This is a genomic window from Acinetobacter nosocomialis NIPH 2119, from assembly GCF_000368085.1.
Taxonomy (GTDB): domain Bacteria; phylum Pseudomonadota; class Gammaproteobacteria; order Pseudomonadales; family Moraxellaceae; genus Acinetobacter; species Acinetobacter nosocomialis.
In genome coordinates this window covers 3,592,568-3,610,307 of the sequence record NZ_KB849239.1, presented here as the reverse complement: position 1 = coordinate 3,610,307, position 17,740 = coordinate 3,592,568, and the positions used below count along the sequence as shown (strand labels likewise).

Sequence of the window (17,740 nt, the reverse complement as noted above, 5' to 3'; positions counted from 1 at the left end):
AAAATGATACTATGGATAGCTATTGCATAAATATTGCAGTTTCTGGTTTAAGCTTAAAAGTTGCAGACGAATTAAAAATTTTAATACGTGATTTGATATCTAATCAATATGGAATTAACTGGGTTAACATTTCTAGTAATCAGATTGATTTATTAATTATTAATGAAAACTTTTTTGATGCAGACAATATTCAAAATATTCTTAATAAGAAAAAATTTCCTTATTTAAAAATTACAAAAACACCTTTAGAAAATGGAGGCACTATACACGAACATACCTTACACTACCCTTTAGAAAAAACAGAACATCTCCGTTCATGGTTACAAGCAAATGTATTATCTCTTTTAAAACATACTGATGTTCGTTCCAACTCAACTTTATTAAATGAAATATCTATCATAGATGAGCAATTTATAAAAAATTTGCATAGCTCTGAAAATATTAAATTACATTTATTTGATGACAAGGGTACCTTGGCAATTATTGATAATAGAACTCAAATTGCTTGGTTAGAACCTTCTCGTCAAAAAACACAGACCAATATGAGTTTTAACTTTACCTTTGCAAAAACATCAGACTTTACTAAGGTTTCTCGTAAAAAGGATTATTACTTACAGGATTGGTTGTGGAATTTAATTTGGTGTTCAAAAGAATTTGAGAATTTAGCGTCAGCTGATGGTTACTTTAAAATTAATCATTGGCCACAACCCTATCAAAAAGAATATAGAAAAGTAAGCCTACAGCTCTCTGCCTGTTTTATTCAGGGAGCAAAAGTCACTGAAGTAGCTAAACAACTCAACCAACCTATCGATGTTGTTCTACGTTTTATTACAGCATGTTTAATGGCAAATAATGGGCAATATGTTTCCGCGAATAAGTGTTTTTACACGCCACAGACTCATTCAGAAAACTCAAATACAGAAAGTCATTTTTTAAAAAATTTTATAGGGAAAATTCGACGCCGTTTTGGCTTTTAAGGAACACTATGATTATTCAACAATATAAAATTGTCTTCGCAGGCAGTATGGGGGCTGGTAAAACAGAAGCGATCAAATCGCTATCTGAAATTCCAATTTTAGAAACAGAAGCATTTAATACTGATGTACAAAGTCATCAAAAATCACAAACAACTGTAGGGATTGATTACGGCGAAATTACTTTAGATGATGATATTAAAATTGGGCTATATGGAACCCCTGGACAAAGCCGTTTTGATTTTATCTGGTCAGTTATTTGTAAAGGTGCGATTGGTATTATTCTTCTGTTAGATCACAATAGCTCTACTCCAATTGCTGAACTAGAAAGTTACTTGGAAACCTTTAAAAATTATAATGATAATATTGCGATTGGTATTACGCATATTGATGAAAATAAAGAATCTTCACTCCAACAGTATCGCAACTGGTTAGCAGAAAACGAACTTCAATATCCATTATTTTTTATTGATGCAAGAGAACAAGAGCAAATTTTAATGATGGTTGAATCATTAATTGCATCACTTGAAGTTAAGGTAGGCGCAACATCTCAAGGGAAAGATCATGCTTAGTATTCCAGTTCAAAAACGAACCGCTCCAACACAATTGCTACAACTTGCAAAAAGTGAAGCTCAAAAAATTCTTATGAATACACGTGGTGTAGACTTTGTCATGATTTGTTCTTCAGATGGGTTTGAATTGGCAACAGTGAGCCACAAGAACTACCCTAATACCACCAAATTAGCAGCGGTGAGTAGCTCGATTTTGGCCATGGTCAGTGCATTTTTAAAAGAGATTCAACTGACTGGCTGTAATAACATCACATTAGATGCAGATAATGGCAAAGCCATTTTAACAGCGATTCCTGCTCTCCATCATCCGATGGTTATGGTTACCCTAAGTAATAGAGATGTGCTTTTAGGGCAGCTGCTTTATAGCCTAAAAAAAGCAAGCCAAGTGATTGCAGAGGCAGATGGAGAATAACTCTTAAACTGCTATAAAAAAATACCGCCCAATAAGAGCGGTATTTTTCAATTAAGTTTGAATAGTAAATAGCATTTGCCGTTTTTTGACTTGTTGACCCTGTTGCCCTAACACATCTTCAACTACACCATCTACATCAGCTTTAATCTGCTGCTGGATTTTCATAGCTTCAAGCACTAGTAAGGTTTGACCTCTCACCACTTGATCGCCTTTATTCACCAGAATATTAACCACAGCACCATCCATTGGTGCACGAATTTTGCCATCTCCCGCTACATCGGTAACTTCTGGCGCAGCATAGGTCACATTGCGTATCACAATATTACCATTATCTCGGTCTAGATAAAGTTGATCACTATCTAATACATATTGAACACGGCGACGAATACCATCAATTAAATAAACTAGGTACTCTGACGTTCTCTCAAGCACATCAATACAAACTGATTGATCACAGAACTGAGCCGTAAATGTGTTATTTACAGATGAAACCTGCAATTGAATTTGCTGATCGGCAATTTGTAATTTTAACGGTAATGGCACACCAAGCCCAGTTTGCCACACCGCAGTACCTTTATTTTGGCTAAATAATGCCGCAGCAATCGCTAAAGTTTCTAAAGATAAAACTTGATGGTGTAAGCTCGGATCATTTTGGAAGTGCTGTTGGATGAATGCAGTATTGGTATCCCCTCCAACAACAACTGGATGGCGCAGTAAATTGACCAAGAACTGTTTATTACTATTCACTCCAAGTAAAACACTATCATCGACTGCACGAGCCAGTAAGCGAATCGCATCCTGACGGGTTTTCCCATATGCAATCACCTTTGCTACCATCGGATCGTAAAATGGGCTGACTTCATCAGTTGCCAACATGCCATGATCGATTCGCACATTTGGTAAAGTTGCAGGCTTCCAGCGTAAAACCTTGCCTGTTTGGGGTAAGAAATCCTGACGTGGGTCTTCTGCATACAAACGTACTTCGATCGCATGTCCATTGAAGTTCAACTCCTGTTGCTTTAAAGGTAAATGCTCACCATTCGCCACACGCAGCTGCCATTCAACTAAATCTAGCCCGGTAATAAGCTCAGTGACCGGATGTTCTACCTGCAAACGGGTATTCATCTCTAAAAAGTAAAATGCACCCGATGCATCAAGCAAAAACTCAACTGTACCTGCCCCGACATAAGCACATGCTTTTGCCGCTGCTACAGCTGCCTCGCCCATTTGCTGACGTAGTTCAGGCGTCATGACTGGACACGGCGCCTCTTCAACTACTTTTTGATGGCGACGTTGGATCGAACAATCACGCTCAAACAAATACACATAATTGCCGTGAGTATCACCAAAAACCTGAATTTCGACATGACGCGGAGCAATAACTGCTTTTTCTAAAATAAGCTCCCCCGAACCAAAAGCATTTTCAGCTTCTGAACGTGCAGTTTGCAACGCCTCAATCAATTCAGATGCTTGTTGTACCAAACGCATGCCACGACCGCCGCCACCCGCAGAAGCTTTGACCATAATTGGAAAGCCAATTTGCTCGGCTTGAGCTGCTAAATATTCGAGATCTTGTCGGTCACCTTCATAACCCGGCACACAAGGGACGCCCGCCTCAATCATGGCAATTTTTGAAAGGCGTTTACTGCCCATTAACTCAATTGCAGAAGCGGTAGGTCCAATAAATGTAATCTGGTTGTCGATACATGCCTGAGCAAAATCAGTATTTTCTGACAAAAAACCATAACCGGGATGAACAGCATCTGCCCCTGTTTTTTTGCAGGCTTCGATAATTTTAGCAATGGAAAGATAAGACTCCGATACTTTAGATGCCCCAATGTAAACAGCTTCATCTGCTTCTTGCACATGACGGGCATTACGGTCTGCATCGGAATAAACTGCGACAGTTTGGTAACCCATTGCCTTGGCTGTTTGCATAACTCGAACTGCAATTTCACCACGATTGGCAACCAGTATTTTTGAAAATTTCATTATTTTTTTATCCTTATCTTTTATGACTCATCGGCCCAATTTGGTAACCTTTTCTGGATAAAAGCCATCGTTCCTTCTTGACCTTCAGCTCCACCAACCGCTTGGGCAAACTGCTGAGCTGCATCATTGAGCAATTTATTTAAAGGCTCATTGAGTGTTCGATGTAACAATGCTTTGGTCACACGCGAAGCTTGAGGAGCTGCTCGTTTAATGTGTTGAATGGTTTCCTCTAAAGCTTGTTCAAGTTCAATTTCATTATGTGCAATTTGATGAACCACACCGACACTCAGTGCCGTATGCCCTTCAAAGCGCATACCTAATAAAGCTAATCGGCGTGCTTGAGTCAGGCCAATACGTTTCACCACAAAAGGAGCAATTTGAGCAGGAATCACACCAAGCCCAGTTTCAGGTAAACCAAACTGCGCATTGTCACGGCTAATGGCAACATCAGAAACACATGCCAGCCCAAAACCTCCACCTAACACCGCACCTTCTAAAATGACCACAACAGTTTGCGGTGCAGCTTCAACTTGCTCAAGCATGGCACCAAAACGGCGGTTAAAGTCAGCATAAGGTTGTAGACTACCGACATGAGTTGCTTCAACTCGTAAGGCAGCCATGTCTTTAATATCCCCACCTGCACAAAAAGTCCCGCCCTCACCACGGATGATGACCGCGCGAATTAAAAGGTCATCGCGAATGGCAGCAAAAACTTGCTGAATTGCATTGACCATATTCAAGTTCATGGCATTACGGCTCTCCGGTCGGTTTAACCAAAGATATAAAATACTGCCGTCTTGTTCTAATTGAATACTGTCATCAATATCTATAGCTTGTAGAGATGCTGAAAGTGTCATGGCTGATTCCTTATTTTTGTTTTTTTGGCAAGATATCCATAAGTTTGCATATAATCCCCAACATAATCTCATCTGCCCCACCGCCAATAGAGCCTAAACGACCATCACGATACAACTGTGATGCAGGGTTATCCCACATAAAGCCGTTACCACCCCAGTATTGCAGACAGCTATCAGCAACTTCACGAGTTAAACGTCCAGCTTTGAGTTTTGCCATAGATGCCAGCTTGGTCACATCTTCACCTGCAATATGCTGTTCACACGCTTGGTAGGTTAATGCTTTAAGTGCTTCTATTTCAGTCATGAGTTCAGCAAAGCGGAAGTGAATATATTGGTTATTAATAAGTGGCTGACCAAACGTCGTACGCTCTTTGGTATAGGCGATAGTCTTCTGGATTAAATTTTCCAAACCACCAATAGCATTAGCACAAGCCCATAAACGCTCTTCCTGAAATTGCATCATCTGCATCATGAAGCCCATACCTTCAACACCAACCAAGTTGCGCTGAGGTACACGAACATTGTCTAAATAAACTTGTGCTGTGGTCGTTGAACGCATCCCTAATTTATTAAGTGGCTCGGAAAAACTAATCCCTTTAGTTTTTGCCGGCACAATAATCATCGACTTGTTGACGTGTGGTTTATCGTCAGATGTATTGGCTAAAAGGCAGAAGAAATCAGCCTGCAATGAGTTGGTAATCCACATTTTGCTGCCGTTAATGACATAGTCATCGCCATCTTTTTTAGCAGTCGTTTTAATAGCAGCAACATCCGAACCAGCATGCACTTCTGATACCGCAATTGAGGCAACATATTCCCCAGCAATGGCTGGTGTTAAAAACTCATCGCGTAATTCTTTACTACCAAAACGCGCCAAAGCAGGTGTTGCCATATCGGTTTGTACACCAATGGCTAAAGGCACACCGCCGCAAGCCGCATATCCAATTTCTTCTGCAACCACAAGGTTATAGGAATAATCTAACGCTAAACCGCCATTTTCCTCAGGCTTACAAATCCCTAATAAACCAAGATCACCCATTTTTTTAAATACGTCGTGGATTGGAAATTTCCCCGCAGCCTCCCATTCTGGAATATGTGGATTCAGCTCATTTTGAACAAATTGACGTGCTGTGCGACGTAATGCTTCATGTTCGGCAGTAAACTTCATGGTGTTGTTCCTATTAATTTTTTTAATTACGGTAAAGGTTGATTAAAAACGGGACACACCAAAACGGGTCGGATTCAACTCGCGTTGCTGTGCTTCATAAATGGTTTGTAAAAGGAAAATAAGTAATTTTCGGGTATCTCTCGGGTCAATAATGCCATCGTCATGAAGCATAGCCGTATTGAAAAGCGCGGTAGATTGCTGCTCTAATTTCATGGCCGTACTTTGCTCAAGAAAATCGAGCATTTGCGGATTCGGTTCCTGACCAGACGCCTTTTGCTTTCCTTCTGCCACAATACGTAATACTTTTCCAGCCTGTGCAGAACCCATTACAGCAACATGCGAGTTCGGCCAAGCAAAAATAAAATCTGGCGATAAACTCCGACCACACATTGCGTAGTTACCAGCACCATATGACCCTGCTACAACGATTGAAATTTTAGGTACAGTACAATTGGCAACCGCTTGAATCAGTTTTGAGCCATGCTTAATAATGCCATTTTGCTCGGCATCGGTTCCCACCATAAAGCCAGTAGTGTTATGTAAGAACAATAAGGGGCGGTTAGTCTGTTCACATAAGTGAATAAACTGAGCTGCTTTTGCTGCTCCTTGAGGGGTAATCGGACCATTATTGGTAATAATACCGATATGCAAGCCTCCAATTTTTGCCCAGCCACATACCGTTAAGTCATCATATTCCTGCTTAAATTCTAGAAAATCTGAATCGTCAATAATGCGTGCAACCACTTCTTTCATATCAAATGGTTGTTTAGGATCACTTGGGATAACACCCAATAGTTCCTCGGTATCGTAACGAGGCTCTTTATAAGTCACATCAACTGGTTTGATTTGCTCTTTCCAGTTCAGGTGTTCAAAAATTTCACGTGCCATCCGAATACCGTCAGCATCATTTCCTGCTAAGTATTCTGCTGTTCCAGCAACCTGCGCATGCATTTCTGCCCCGCCCAACTCTTCAGCTGTTGCCACTTCGCCAGTGGCAGCCAAGAGTAAAGGGGGACCTGCAAGAAGCATCTCGGTTTGTTTGCGTACTACAATGACATAATCTGAAAGACCTGGTTGATAAGCACCACCTGCCGTTGCATTACCATGCACCACTGCAAGTTGGGGAATACCTGCTGCAGACAAACGTGCCTGATTGGCAAAGGTCATACCACCATAGGTAAATACTTCAGCAGCATAATTTAAGTTAGCGCCCCCACTTTCGGTCAGCGTAATCAGCGGGAGTTTTTGTTCTAAGGCAATTTTTTGTAAACGCAAAGTTTTTTGTACGCCCATAGGAGACATGGTCCCGCCCTTAATTGCACTATTACTTGCAGAAACTAGACAACGCACACCACTAACAAAACCAATGCCGGCAATTACTCCACCACCTGCTTCGGAACCATCTTTGTCATCATGCATGTTGTAGCCAACCAAACCACAAAGCTCAACAAAAGGAGAATCAGCATCGAGTAATAACCGCACACGCTCATGCGGCAGAATCTTGCCCTTTTTATCGAATTTCGGTTTAGCAGCATATGATTTATCAATGCTTTTTTGCTGAATTGCACGGACTTCACTCAGCTGAGCAAGTAGTGCCTCTTTATTTTTTTGATACTGTTCACTCCCAACAGCAATTTCGGATTGGAGAATGGTCATTTTTTATTCCTCACTCCAAACCTAAACTATTGTTTTGTTCGGCTTTCTCAGTCTTATCTTTTTTAAAAATTTCAGGAATAAACGCACGATGGAAACCATTATAAGACTGACTATTTGTCGCTTCGGCTAGTGGATACATGCGTGTCCCTTGTGATGCTGCACCATCAATACGCAAAGTTACACCTGACACAAAAGCCGCAGCATCTGACAGTAAATAACAAATCGCCGAAGAAACTTCTGATTCAGTTCCCATGCGTTTTAGCGGTACATTGCTAGCAAGACTTGGAATAATCACTTTGGCAAAATCACCGCTATAATTATCCATACCGGATGACACAATCCATCCTGGTGCAACCGCATTTACACGAACGCCTGATTTGCCCCACTCAACCGATGCTGTTTTAGTTAAGTTATCGACCCCCGAACGCGCAGCACCAGAATGTCCCATTCCGGGCATGCCGCCCCACATATCAGCAGTCATATTGACAATACTGCCACCATGTTTAGCCATCCATTGGTTATAAGCTTCACGCATTAAATAGAACGTTGCGTGTAAATTATTACGCACGACTGCATCGAAACCATTCGCCGAAATATTCTCTAAAGCTGAGGGGAACTGGCCGCCTGCATTATTTACCAAACCATCGAGTTTGCCGAATTTCTCTATCACTTCGGCAATCATATTTTTCACTTGTTCTTCTTCACGGTTATCACAAACAATAAAATGAACCCGACCACCATCTTCTATAATTTCTTGGCTTACTTTCTCTAATTTTTCAATTTTGCGTCCTGTAATCACTACTTGAGCGCCGAGGGCTGCAAGCTCATGTGCCGTACAACGGCCAATTCCTGAGCCACCACCTGTCACAATAATGACTTTATTAGCGAAAGCATCTGGTCTAAAAATTGATTGATAACTCATCTTTGTTTCATCCATTCATTTTATTTTTCTAAAAGATGTGCCGGAACTTTAACTGGCATATCCAATAACTGTTGGGCAAAGGCTTTGCCTTGCGGGTCAATACGCAAGCTGGCAACACCACCACCACCTAAAGCATTCTCCAACATAAAATTTAGTGCATTTAAACCCGGTAACTCATAACGAATTACTCGCCCTTTCTCAGCATTCAAGACATGTTGCATATAGCTTGCAACAGACTGTTCAGTTAGTGCTGCACGAATCCATGGTAAATAGTCTACTTTACGTGCAATCACGCCAATATTGCTATGATTGCCTTTATCACCACTGCGGGCATGCGCAATTTCAATCAAAGGAACTTCAATTTCATCTCCTTGATAAATTGCATTTTCACCTGCCTTTAAAGTAGGCAATTGCTCTGTAAAAACTTCTTGTGGAATCTCAACAGGGTAGCGTTTTCCTTCAAAATCGATTTCGACACTTACCTGATTTTTATCTATTAAAAATGAAAATAACTTAATCACTGGAGATGCTTTTGGTCGGCCTCCAACAATTCCTGCCAAGGCTGGAGCCATACCTGTAGAGGCCTGAGCAATTTCAGATGCAAAGAACATACATGCTTCTTTAAACATGTGTTTTACAGCTATTTTGACCACCACTTCACGACTATTTAATGTTTGGGCATGTTCGCCATAAGTACTTTCAATACCTAAGATTTCAACCGACTTTTCACTAAAAGGTGGCACCGAACGCATTGTTAAAACACGTTCGCACTTAGTCAAAATCGCATCAGCAATAACTTGTGCTTTTTGTGGTGCCTCACGGCCTGCAATTAAGAAACTCACTAAAACCCGATAACCATCAGGATAGGTCGCGCTGACTTTATATTGTGCAGTCGGAGCTTGTCCTTTTGCGCCCGTTACACGAACCCGATGCTCCCCAACTTGCTCTAAATGCACGTGGCTGAAATCAGCAATTACATCAGGTAGTAAATATGCTTGAGGATTACCTATTTCATAAACAATTTGCTCTGCAACTGTAGCAGTAGAAACCAGACCACCTGTACCTTGAGGCTTAGTTACAATAAATGAGCCATCCTCACTCACTTCAACCACTGGAAACCCCATGTTGTCGAAGCCCTGCACCAATTGCCAATCGGTAAAGTTACCACCCGTACATTGGGCACCACATTCGATGACATGACCTGCTAATGAACCTTGCGCCAATTTGTCATAATCATCGAGCGACCATTGATATTCATGAAGCAAAGGTGCAAGCACCACAGCAGAGTCAACCACCCGACCCGTAATCACAATATCGGCACCTAAGTCTAAGGCGTCACGAATAGCAACCGCGCCTAAATAAGCATTACTGCTCGCTACCTGTTCAGGCAAAGCTTCTCCGCTAAACATTTCTTGAATATTCTGTAATTTTAACTGCTCATGTTTTGGCAAAAGATCATCACCTAACACCACAGCCACTTTCAGATCTAGACCATACTCTTTAATAATTTTTTGTAAGGCATCCCGACAAGCTAATGGATTAACACCACCGGCATTACTAATCACTTTAATCTTTTTTTCAGCAATTTTTTTCAGCAAAGGTGCCATGACTCGGCTGACAAAGTCTAAAGCGTAACCATGTTTCGGTTCTACCATCTTCGCTTTTGCCATAATCGACATGGTAATCTCAGACAAATAATCAAAAACCAAATAATTAATATCGGTCAAATGCACTAACTGAAAAGCGGCAGTATTGGTATCTCCCCAAAACCCAGAGGCACAACCTATTTTTACGACTCGATGATCATCCTGCTGATTATTTGCCATTCTATTTCTCATTATTTTGTCTAAAAATCAGCCTCAACATTACCAAGCAAGCGCTTGGTTTGTAAAGCGCAAAATGTTATTGTAATGTTGACCAAATCTTCCAAATTCAGAAAATAATCTGAAATGTGATGAAATTTAGAGAAATTTCCGTTATGGATTTTTAGATAAGGGAACAAACTGAACACATGATTGCCACTTCAATTGAACAAATTCCAAATATTTCTTGCTTTGACGATAGCCCGCGTGGTCGTTTATTACGGGGGGCTGCCTATTTATTCCACAAGCAAGGCTATGACAAAACGACTGTACGTGAACTTGCTCAATTTATTGGAATTCAATCGGGAAGTTTATTTCATCACTTTAAAAGTAAAGATGACATCCTCGCTCATGTAATGGAGGAAACCATTATTTACAATCTTGCTCGTTTAGAAGAGGCAGCACATCAATCTACTGATCCAGAACAACAATTACGAGCCCTTATTAAAGCTGAGCTTATTTCAATTACTGGCGATACAGGTGCAGCCATGGCTGTGTTGGTTTATGAATGGTTTGCTCTGTCAAAAGAAAAGCAAAATTACCTGTTAAAAATGCGTAATGAATATGAGCAAATCTGGCTCGACGTCATTGAAAATTTACGCACACAAGGTAAAGTCAAACACGATGCTTTTATTTGGCGACGCTTAATTGGCGGTGCAATTTCATGGACTGTAACTTGGTATAAATCTGAGGGTAAAGTCAAAATTGATGAGTTAACTGAAATGGTCTTGGTGATGGCTTTGAAATGAAAAAAGGTGGCTCAACGACCACCTTGTAAAAATTAATAACTCAGCTGTTTACTAATTAAATCTTTCATAATTTCTTCAGCACCACCACCAATCATATTGACCTTCACTTCACGGTAAATACGTTCCGACTTGGTACCTCGCATAAACCCCATACCACCCAATGTTTGTACAGCTGCATCAGCACAAAATTGCATAGTGCGAGTCGCAACATTTTTCAGCATCGAAATTTGCGCTACTAACTCAGGCCCTTGTAGTTTTGGCTGAGTCATTTTCCATGCAGTTTCTTCAAGCAATGCCCGTGTTGAGGTTAATTGCGTTGCCATATCTACCAATTTATGACGAACCACTTGATGATCAATTAATCTCTTACCAAAAGTTTTTCGTTGTTGTGCCCAATCTAAAGCTTCTTCATAACAGACTAATGCATACCCATAAGCGACTACTCCCAAGAAGAACCGCTCCATATTAAAGTTATTCATAATAACTTTAAAACCAGCGTTTTCTTTGCCGAGCAGATTTGATGCAGGTACTCGTACTTGGTCAAAATGCAAATGAGCTGTATCTGAAGCCCACCAACCCATTTTCTTTAGAGGTGTTTTAGTAATTCCTTCACTGTGCGCATCAACGAGCAACATTGAAATGCCTTCAGCTCCAGTTTTTGTGGGGTCTGTACGTACTGCAACAGTGTAGTAATCTGCACGGATTCCTGAGGTGATGAAAGTCTTCTCACCTGAGACAATATAATAATCCCCTTCCCGAACAGCTTTAGTTTGTAACGCTGCCACATCAGACCCGCCACCTGGTTCTGTAATTGCTAATGCAGAAATTTTTTCACCGGAAATAATCTCTGGGAGGACTCTAGCCTTTAATTCCTCACTTCCAAAATGTTGAATTGGAGGGGCACCAATTGTGTGCACCATGAGTGAAGTATGTACTCCGCCAGAACCCGCCTTTGCCATTTCAATACCAGCGAGTAATGAATAGAATGGATCTGCATCAGGAATACCACCATATTCTTCAGAAAAACCTAGACCCAATAGGCCAATTTCAGCAGCCTTTTTATAAAGCTCTCTAGGAAATGTCTCGGCCTCATCCCACTCATTAACAAAAGGTGCCATTTCTTTTTGCACAAATCGACGAACATTGTCAGCAAAAGCAATGTGTTGTTCATTATAGTAAATTGGGTTGAGTTGCATATTTAGAAATGTCCTGAAGTTTTTATTTAATTCCTGAACATATCTTGTCATGTTTACTGTTAATCAAAAGTTGCAAGAATCTTCAATTTCTTGGCATAAAACATCAAATAGAATTATTTTTATTTAAGTACAACACCTATATTTTTAAACAACAACGAAAACCACGTACAGCATAATAAGACTGTGCTCCATTATGATAAATGAAGACTCGGCCATAACGACGATCAGCAAAAAGTGCTCCACCCAATTTACGAATCTCGACTGGGGTTGCAAGCCAACTCGATGTTTTAAGATCAAACTCTTCAATTTGCTGTAATTGACGATATTGCTCTTCTGTTAAAAGCTCAACTCCCATTTCATTAGCAAGATCTATTGCACTGTTTTTAGGAGGATGATCTTTTCTAGATTCTAAAGCCTCACGATCATAGCAAAGGCTTCTACGGCCTTTTGGGGTTTCAGGAGAACAATCTACAAATAAATACTGATCTTTCTGCTGGTCAAAAACAATAACATCAGGCTCTCCTCCAGTACTTTCCATTTCTTGCAATGCCCATAGTTTGTCTGGAGATTTTATTAATTTATCCCGTACATTCGACCAATCGACTTCTTTATGACGATGTGTGTTCTTTTCAAATCTCGCCTTTAACAGTTCAAGCAGTAAATCTAATTGTGTTGAATTTAACTGTTTTTTAGTGTTCATTGGATAAACCCCTAATAGCGATTAAACTGAACGTCCATCAAAATAATTTATTTTTATCTTATCTAAGTCAATACCATCTATACATCGTACATTAATCGCAAAGATTGAATTACCTTGATTATCTATACCTTGGGCATATAGATGAATACCACAATTTTTACAGAAATGATGGTTAATCACATGTTTATTAAAAGTATAGTTCGCCAAATTATCAGGAGTGTCCAAAGTAACTTTAACTTGATTAATCGGTAGAAACCAAAGTAAAGATCCTTTCTTCTGGCAAATGGAACAATTGCAAGATAAAACTTCTGTTAGCTCACCTTCCGCGGCAAACTTTACCTGACCACAATGACAACTTCCTTTATATTCCATTTCATTTTCCCTATTTCTAATTTTTTATAGTTTTATAATACCCTCTATTGTAGATCATTTTTTAATCTTATTTTAGATTTGGGCCTTCTCTTTATAAAAACTTTAATAAATTAAGATAATAGATAATTATTAATTCCAAAAATATTGGCATTGTTTACATCTATTACCATTTTTAAAAGAAAATAAAGGTAAACCTAAGAACATGAGTGCCATAAAGGCTGATTTTTTTCTTTTTGTGTAAGGTTCAATATCATAACTTCCGCAGTTAGGACATCGTCCTTTATTTTTTCCAAACTCTTGCTCTAAGTCTTCACTAAAATCTTTTTCAAGAAGTGCTTTCGCATCATTGAGGTCTTTTTCTAGTACTAATAATCGGACTCCACCCAATGCATTTGAATAAAACCAGTCCATGTTAATTGTATGTTCATTTTCAATACGAACGGGAATTCCAAAAGCCTCTAATTGAGTCTTTGCAATTTGTGCCTCATAAGGAAATGAAAAAGTTTTAACTAAAATCCATTGCATATACATATTAAATTTCTAATTAGGTGAATAATTTTAGATTAGCTCTATTTTTTTATAAATTGAATTAAATTTAATATCTCAAGCATTGGACATAAAATTCCTGCACAATAAAAAACACCCCCACTCTTTAGAATGGGGGTGTTTGGAATAATGAGCTGGCGATGACTTACTCTCACATGGGTAACCCCACACTACCATCAGCGCTAAGAGGTTTCACTTCTGAGTTCGGGAAGGGATCAGGTGGTTCACTCTTGCTATGGTCGCCAGCACAACTGTTTATGGATACTTGCTTTGGTCTTATTAACTGCCGAAGCGTTTTCCAAATCTTTACAGACTGGGCTGATTGAATCTGACTGTGTTCATTTTAGCTAAGCGTTTAACTAAATCAAGTTGCTTTGTAGATTTATGAATCGATTGATGCTTTATATACAACTGCTTGGGTGTTGTATAGTCAAGCCTCACGAGCAATTAGTATTGGTCAGCTTCACATATCACTATGCTTCCACATCCAACCTATCAACGTCCTAGTCTCGAACGGCTCTTTAGAGGAATAAATTCCTAGGGAAATCTTATCTTGAGGTAGGCTTCCCGCTTAGATGCTTTCAGCGGTTATCCCTTCCGAACATAGCTACCCGGCGATGCGACTGGCGTCACAACCGGTACACCAGAGGTTCGTCCACTCTGGTCCTCTCGTACTAGGAGCAGATCCTCTCAAATTTCCAGCGCCCACGGTAGATAGGGACCGAACTGTCTCACGACGTTCTAAACCCAGCTCGCGTACCTCTTTAAATGGCGAACAGCCATACCCTTGGGACCTGCTTCAGCCCCAGGATGAGATGAGCCGACATCGAGGTGCCAAACACCGCCGTCGATATGAACTCTTGGGCGGTATCAGCCTGTTATCCCCAGAGTACCTTTTATCCGTTGAGCGATGGCCCTTCCATACAGAACCACCGGATCACTAAGACCTACTTTCGTACCTGCTCGACTTGTGGGTCTCGCAGTTAAGCGCGCTTTTGCCTTTATACTCTACGCGTGATTTCCGACCACGCTGAGCGCACCTTCGTACTCCTCCGTTACTCTTTAGGAGGAGACCGCCCCAGTCAAACTACCCACCAGACACGGTCCTCGTCCCGGATAACGGGACAGAGTTAGAACCTCAACATTACCAGGGTGGTATTTCAAGGACGGCTCCATTGGAACTAGCGTTCCAACTTCAAAGCCTCCCACCTATCCTACACAAGTAAGGTCAAAGTTCAGTGTCAAGCTGCAGTAAAGGTTCACGGGGTCTTTCCGTCTAGCCGCGGGTACACTGCATCTTCACAGCGATTTCGATTTCACTGAGCCTCTGCTGGAGACAGCGCCGCCATCATTATGCCATTCGTGCAGGTCGGAACTTACCCGACAAGGAATTTCGCTACCTTAGGACCGTTATAGTTACGGCCGCCGTTTACTGGGGCTTCGATCAAGAGCTTCGCTTACGCTAACCCCATCAATTAACCTTCCAGCACCGGGCAGGCATCACACCCTATACGTCCACTTTCGTGTTTGCAGAGTGCTATGTTTTTAATAAACAGTTGCAGCGGCCTGGTTTCTGCGGCTGTCATCAGCTCAGGAAGCAAGTTCCATCACCAACAACAGCGTACCTTCTCCCGAAGTTACGGTACCATTTTGCCTAGTTCCTTCAGCAGAGTTCTCTCAAGCGCCTTGGTCTACTCGACCTGACCACCTGTGTCGGTTTCGGGTACGATTCCTGTGTAACTGAAGCTTAGAGACTTTTCCTGGAAGCATGGTATCAGCCACTTCGCTGTACAAGTACAGCTTGCTATCGGATCTCAGTATAGAGTACCCCGGATTTGCCTAAGATACATACCTACATCCTTCCACCTGGACAACCAACGCCAGGCTGACTTAACCTTCTCCGTCCTCTCATCGCATTACACAGAAGTATTGGAATATTAACCAATTTCCCATCGACTACGCCTTTCGGCCTCGCCTTAGGGGTCGACTCACCCAGCCCCGATTAACGTTGGACTGGAACCCTTGGTCTTTCGGCGAACGGGTTTTTCACCCGTTTTGTCGTTACTCACGTCAGCATTCGCACTTCTGATACCTCCAGCATACTTCTCAATACACCTTCATCGGCTTACAGAACGCTCCCCTACCACTTGACTAATGTCAAATCCGCAGCTTCGGCACATAGTTTTAGCCCCGTTACATCTTCCGCGCAGGCCGACTCGACTAGTGAGCTATTACGCTTTCTTTAAAGGGTGGCTGCTTCTAAGCCAACCTCCTAGCTGTCTATGCCTTCCCACATCGTTTCCCACTTAACTATGATTTTGGGGCCTTAGCTGGCGGTCTGGATTGTTTTCCTCTTGACTACGGACGTTAGCACCCGCAGTCTGTCTCCCGGATAGTACTCATAGGTATTCGGAGTTTGCATCGGTTTGGTAAGTCGGGATGACCCCCTAGCCGAAACAGTGCTCTACCCCCTATGGTATTCGTCCGAGGCGCTACCTAAATAGCTTTCGGGGAGAACCAGCTATCACCAGGCTTGATTAGCCTTTCACCCCTATCCACAAGTCATCCCCTGGCTTTTCAACGACAGTGGGTTCGGTCCTCCAGTTAGTGTTACCCAACCTTCAACCTGCTCATGGATAGATCGCCTGGTTTCGGGTCTATACCCAGCAACTAAACGCCCTATTAAGACTCGATTTCTCTACGGCTCCCCTATACGGTTAACCTCGCTACTGAATATAAGTCGCTGACCCATTATACAAAAGGTACGCAGTCACACCACGAAGGTGCTCCCACTGCTTGTATGCATGCGGTTTCAGGATCTATTTCACTCCCCTCACAGGGGTTCTTTTCGCCTTTCCCTCACGGTACTGGTTCACTATCGGTCAGTCAGGAGTATTTAGCCTTGGAGGATGGTCCCCCCATATTCAGACAAGGTTTCACGTGCCTCGCCCTACTCGTCATCATTATGTGTGCCCTTTCGTGTACGGGAATATCACCCTCTACGTTCGCACTTCCCAGAGCGTTCCACTAAAACACACATAACTTAATGGGCTGATCCCCGTTCGCTCGCCGCTACTGAGGGAATCTCAATTGATTTCTTTTCCTAAGGGTACTGAGATGTTTCACTTCCCCTCGTTCGCCTTGCAACACTATGTATTCATGTTGCAATACCTACCTTAAAGTAGGTGGGTTCCCCCATTCAGACATCTCCGGATCAAAGGATATTTGCCGCCTCCCCGGAGCTTTTCGCAGGCTATCACGTCTTTCATCGCCTCTGACTGCCAAGGCATCCACCACATGCACTTAATTACTTGACTATACAACCCCAAACAGTCGATGTTACCTACAAGTTAGTAACTTCAACATTTCAGTTTAGAGCACTGTGTATTTAAACACTGTACAGCTTCAATCTAAATTCATATACCAAAACGCTTGATTCAGTTAATTTGCTAGTTCTCAATTAACTCCAAGATCAGAATTACTTCATCTCTCTTTGTTATTGAGTGAACAATTTATTTCAGACTCAATTTTGCCAATCTGTTAATGAATAAACATGCCTTCATCAGGTCATGCTTAATACTGTGATACTTAAATCACAGAAGTTAATAAATCAAGACCGAAATCTCTATTTACTAATTTCTGTAATCCGAACTTATCTTAAGTTCTGGTGGAGACTAGGAGAGTCGAACTCCTGACCTCCTGCGTGCAAAGCAGGCGCTCTACCAACTAAGCTAAGTCCCCAGCTTACATCATCAGTCATGT

General features: G+C 41.5%; 14 protein-coding genes, 1 tRNA gene and 2 rRNA genes. 4 read left to right on the top strand and 13 right to left on the bottom strand.

All coding sequences use genetic code 11. The features are described from left to right. Nucleotides 1-11 precede the first annotated feature (11 nt). The 3 genes from F984_RS20790 to F984_RS20780 are packed head-to-tail and all read left to right on the top strand — an operon-like array spanning nucleotide 12 to nucleotide 1,958. The gene (locus F984_RS20790; protein ID WP_004711889.1) at nucleotides 12-977 is read left to right on the top strand and encodes a hypothetical protein; all 966 of its coding nucleotides are present in this window, start codon (nucleotides 12-14) and stop codon (nucleotides 975-977) included. Nucleotides 978-985: 8 nt separating this feature from the next. After that, the gene (locus F984_RS20785) at nucleotides 986-1,546 is read left to right on the top strand and encodes a GTP-binding protein (protein WP_004711887.1); all 561 of its coding nucleotides are present in this window, start codon (nucleotides 986-988) and stop codon (nucleotides 1,544-1,546) included. After that, the gene (locus tag F984_RS20780) at nucleotides 1,539-1,958 is read left to right on the top strand and encodes a roadblock/LC7 domain-containing protein (RefSeq protein ID WP_000949092.1); all 420 of its coding nucleotides are present in this window, start codon (nucleotides 1,539-1,541) and stop codon (nucleotides 1,956-1,958) included. Before F984_RS20785 ends, F984_RS20780 begins: the two co-directional genes overlap by 8 nt. Nucleotides 1,959-2,009: 51 nt before the next feature. Here F984_RS20780 and F984_RS20775 read toward each other — a convergent pair whose 3' ends face one another. The 6 genes from F984_RS20775 to F984_RS20750 are packed head-to-tail and all read right to left on the bottom strand — an operon-like array spanning nucleotide 2,010 to nucleotide 10,379. After that, nucleotides 2,010-3,950, bottom strand: coding sequence for an acetyl/propionyl/methylcrotonyl-CoA carboxylase subunit alpha (locus tag F984_RS20775; RefSeq protein ID WP_004711885.1), 1,941 nt, complete (start codon nucleotides 3,948-3,950; stop codon nucleotides 2,010-2,012). Nucleotides 3,951-3,970: 20 nt separating this feature from the next. Beyond that, the gene (locus F984_RS20770; protein ID WP_004711882.1) at nucleotides 3,971-4,807 is read right to left on the bottom strand and encodes an enoyl-CoA hydratase/isomerase family protein; all 837 of its coding nucleotides are present in this window, start codon (nucleotides 4,805-4,807) and stop codon (nucleotides 3,971-3,973) included. Between the two features lie 10 nt (nucleotides 4,808-4,817). After that, nucleotides 4,818-5,975 (bottom strand): acyl-CoA dehydrogenase family protein, encoded by a 1,158-nt coding sequence (locus F984_RS20765; RefSeq protein ID WP_004711881.1) that lies wholly within the window; start codon nucleotides 5,973-5,975, stop codon nucleotides 4,818-4,820. Between the two features lie 42 nt (nucleotides 5,976-6,017). Further along, the gene (locus F984_RS20760) at nucleotides 6,018-7,631 is read right to left on the bottom strand and encodes an acyl-CoA carboxylase subunit beta (protein WP_004711879.1); all 1,614 of its coding nucleotides are present in this window, start codon (nucleotides 7,629-7,631) and stop codon (nucleotides 6,018-6,020) included. Nucleotides 7,632-7,641: 10 nt separating this feature from the next. Continuing rightward, nucleotides 7,642-8,553 (bottom strand): SDR family oxidoreductase, encoded by a 912-nt coding sequence (locus F984_RS20755; protein ID WP_004711876.1) that lies wholly within the window; start codon nucleotides 8,551-8,553, stop codon nucleotides 7,642-7,644. 20 nt (nucleotides 8,554-8,573) lie between these two features. Next, nucleotides 8,574-10,379: an acyclic terpene utilization AtuA family protein gene (locus F984_RS20750; protein ID WP_004711875.1), complete on the bottom strand. Its 1,806-nt coding sequence runs from the start codon at nucleotides 10,377-10,379 to the stop codon at nucleotides 8,574-8,576. Between the two features lie 185 nt (nucleotides 10,380-10,564). On the opposite strand from F984_RS20750, the gene F984_RS20745 reads away from it, so the two are divergent. Next, nucleotides 10,565-11,164 (top strand): TetR/AcrR family transcriptional regulator, encoded by a 600-nt coding sequence (locus F984_RS20745; RefSeq protein ID WP_002048684.1) that lies wholly within the window; start codon nucleotides 10,565-10,567, stop codon nucleotides 11,162-11,164. 32 nt (nucleotides 11,165-11,196) lie between these two features. Here the strand turns inward: F984_RS20745 and F984_RS20740 are convergent, their stop codons facing one another. From F984_RS20740 to F984_RS20710, 7 genes are all read right to left on the bottom strand, one after another. Then, on the bottom strand, nucleotides 11,197-12,360 hold the full coding sequence (locus tag F984_RS20740) for an acyl-CoA dehydrogenase family protein (protein WP_004711872.1): 1,164 nt from the start codon (nucleotides 12,358-12,360) through the stop codon (nucleotides 11,197-11,199). Nucleotides 12,361-12,496: 136 nt separating this feature from the next. Next, a complete protein-coding gene (locus F984_RS20735) occupies nucleotides 12,497-13,060 on the bottom strand; it encodes a DUF4256 domain-containing protein (protein WP_004711870.1) in 564 nt (187 codons plus the stop codon). Nucleotides 13,061-13,081: 21 nt separating this feature from the next. Continuing rightward, nucleotides 13,082-13,432 (bottom strand): GFA family protein, encoded by a 351-nt coding sequence (locus tag F984_RS20730; protein ID WP_004711869.1) that lies wholly within the window; start codon nucleotides 13,430-13,432, stop codon nucleotides 13,082-13,084. A gap of 129 nt (nucleotides 13,433-13,561) precedes the next feature. Further along, a complete protein-coding gene (locus F984_RS20725) occupies nucleotides 13,562-13,957 on the bottom strand; it encodes a putative signal transducing protein (RefSeq protein WP_025469377.1) in 396 nt (131 codons plus the stop codon). A 153-nt stretch (nucleotides 13,958-14,110) separates the two neighbouring features. Further along, nucleotides 14,111-14,225: ribosomal RNA gene (gene rrf / locus F984_RS20720) — 5S ribosomal RNA — on the bottom strand. Nucleotides 14,226-14,404: 179 nt separating this feature from the next. Then, nucleotides 14,405-17,295, bottom strand: a 23S ribosomal RNA gene (locus F984_RS20715). A gap of 348 nt (nucleotides 17,296-17,643) precedes the next feature. After that, nucleotides 17,644-17,719: transfer RNA gene (locus F984_RS20710), tRNA-Ala, on the bottom strand. Between the last annotated feature and the right edge of the window lie 21 nt (nucleotides 17,720-17,740).

Excerpts from the sequence above, each read along its gene's own strand:
- F984_RS20790 (WP_004711889.1), top strand. The coding sequence starts at position 12 with ATGGATAGCTATTGCATAAATATTGCAGTTTCTGGTTTAAGCTTAAAA.
- F984_RS20785 (WP_004711887.1), top strand. The coding sequence starts at position 986 with ATGATTATTCAACAATATAAAATTGTCTTCGCAGGCAGTATGGGGGCT.
- F984_RS20780 (WP_000949092.1), top strand. The coding sequence starts at position 1,539 with ATGCTTAGTATTCCAGTTCAAAAACGAACCGCTCCAACACAATTGCTA.
- F984_RS20775 (WP_004711885.1), bottom strand. The coding sequence starts at position 3,950 with ATGAAATTTTCAAAAATACTGGTTGCCAATCGTGGTGAAATTGCAGTT.
- F984_RS20770 (WP_004711882.1), bottom strand. The coding sequence starts at position 4,807 with ATGACACTTTCAGCATCTCTACAAGCTATAGATATTGATGACAGTATT.
- F984_RS20765 (WP_004711881.1), bottom strand. The coding sequence starts at position 5,975 with ATGAAGTTTACTGCCGAACATGAAGCATTACGTCGCACAGCACGTCAA.
- F984_RS20760 (WP_004711879.1), bottom strand. The coding sequence starts at position 7,631 with ATGACCATTCTCCAATCCGAAATTGCTGTTGGGAGTGAACAGTATCAA.
- F984_RS20755 (WP_004711876.1), bottom strand. The coding sequence starts at position 8,553 with ATGAGTTATCAATCAATTTTTAGACCAGATGCTTTCGCTAATAAAGTC.
- F984_RS20750 (WP_004711875.1), bottom strand. The coding sequence starts at position 10,379 with ATGGCAAATAATCAGCAGGATGATCATCGAGTCGTAAAAATAGGTTGT.
- F984_RS20745 (WP_002048684.1), top strand. The coding sequence starts at position 10,565 with ATGATTGCCACTTCAATTGAACAAATTCCAAATATTTCTTGCTTTGAC.
- F984_RS20740 (WP_004711872.1), bottom strand. The coding sequence starts at position 12,360 with ATGCAACTCAACCCAATTTACTATAATGAACAACACATTGCTTTTGCT.
- F984_RS20735 (WP_004711870.1), bottom strand. The coding sequence starts at position 13,060 with ATGAACACTAAAAAACAGTTAAATTCAACACAATTAGATTTACTGCTT.
- F984_RS20730 (WP_004711869.1), bottom strand. The coding sequence starts at position 13,432 with ATGGAATATAAAGGAAGTTGTCATTGTGGTCAGGTAAAGTTTGCCGCG.
- F984_RS20725 (WP_025469377.1), bottom strand. The coding sequence starts at position 13,957 with ATGCAATGGATTTTAGTTAAAACTTTTTCATTTCCTTATGAGGCACAA.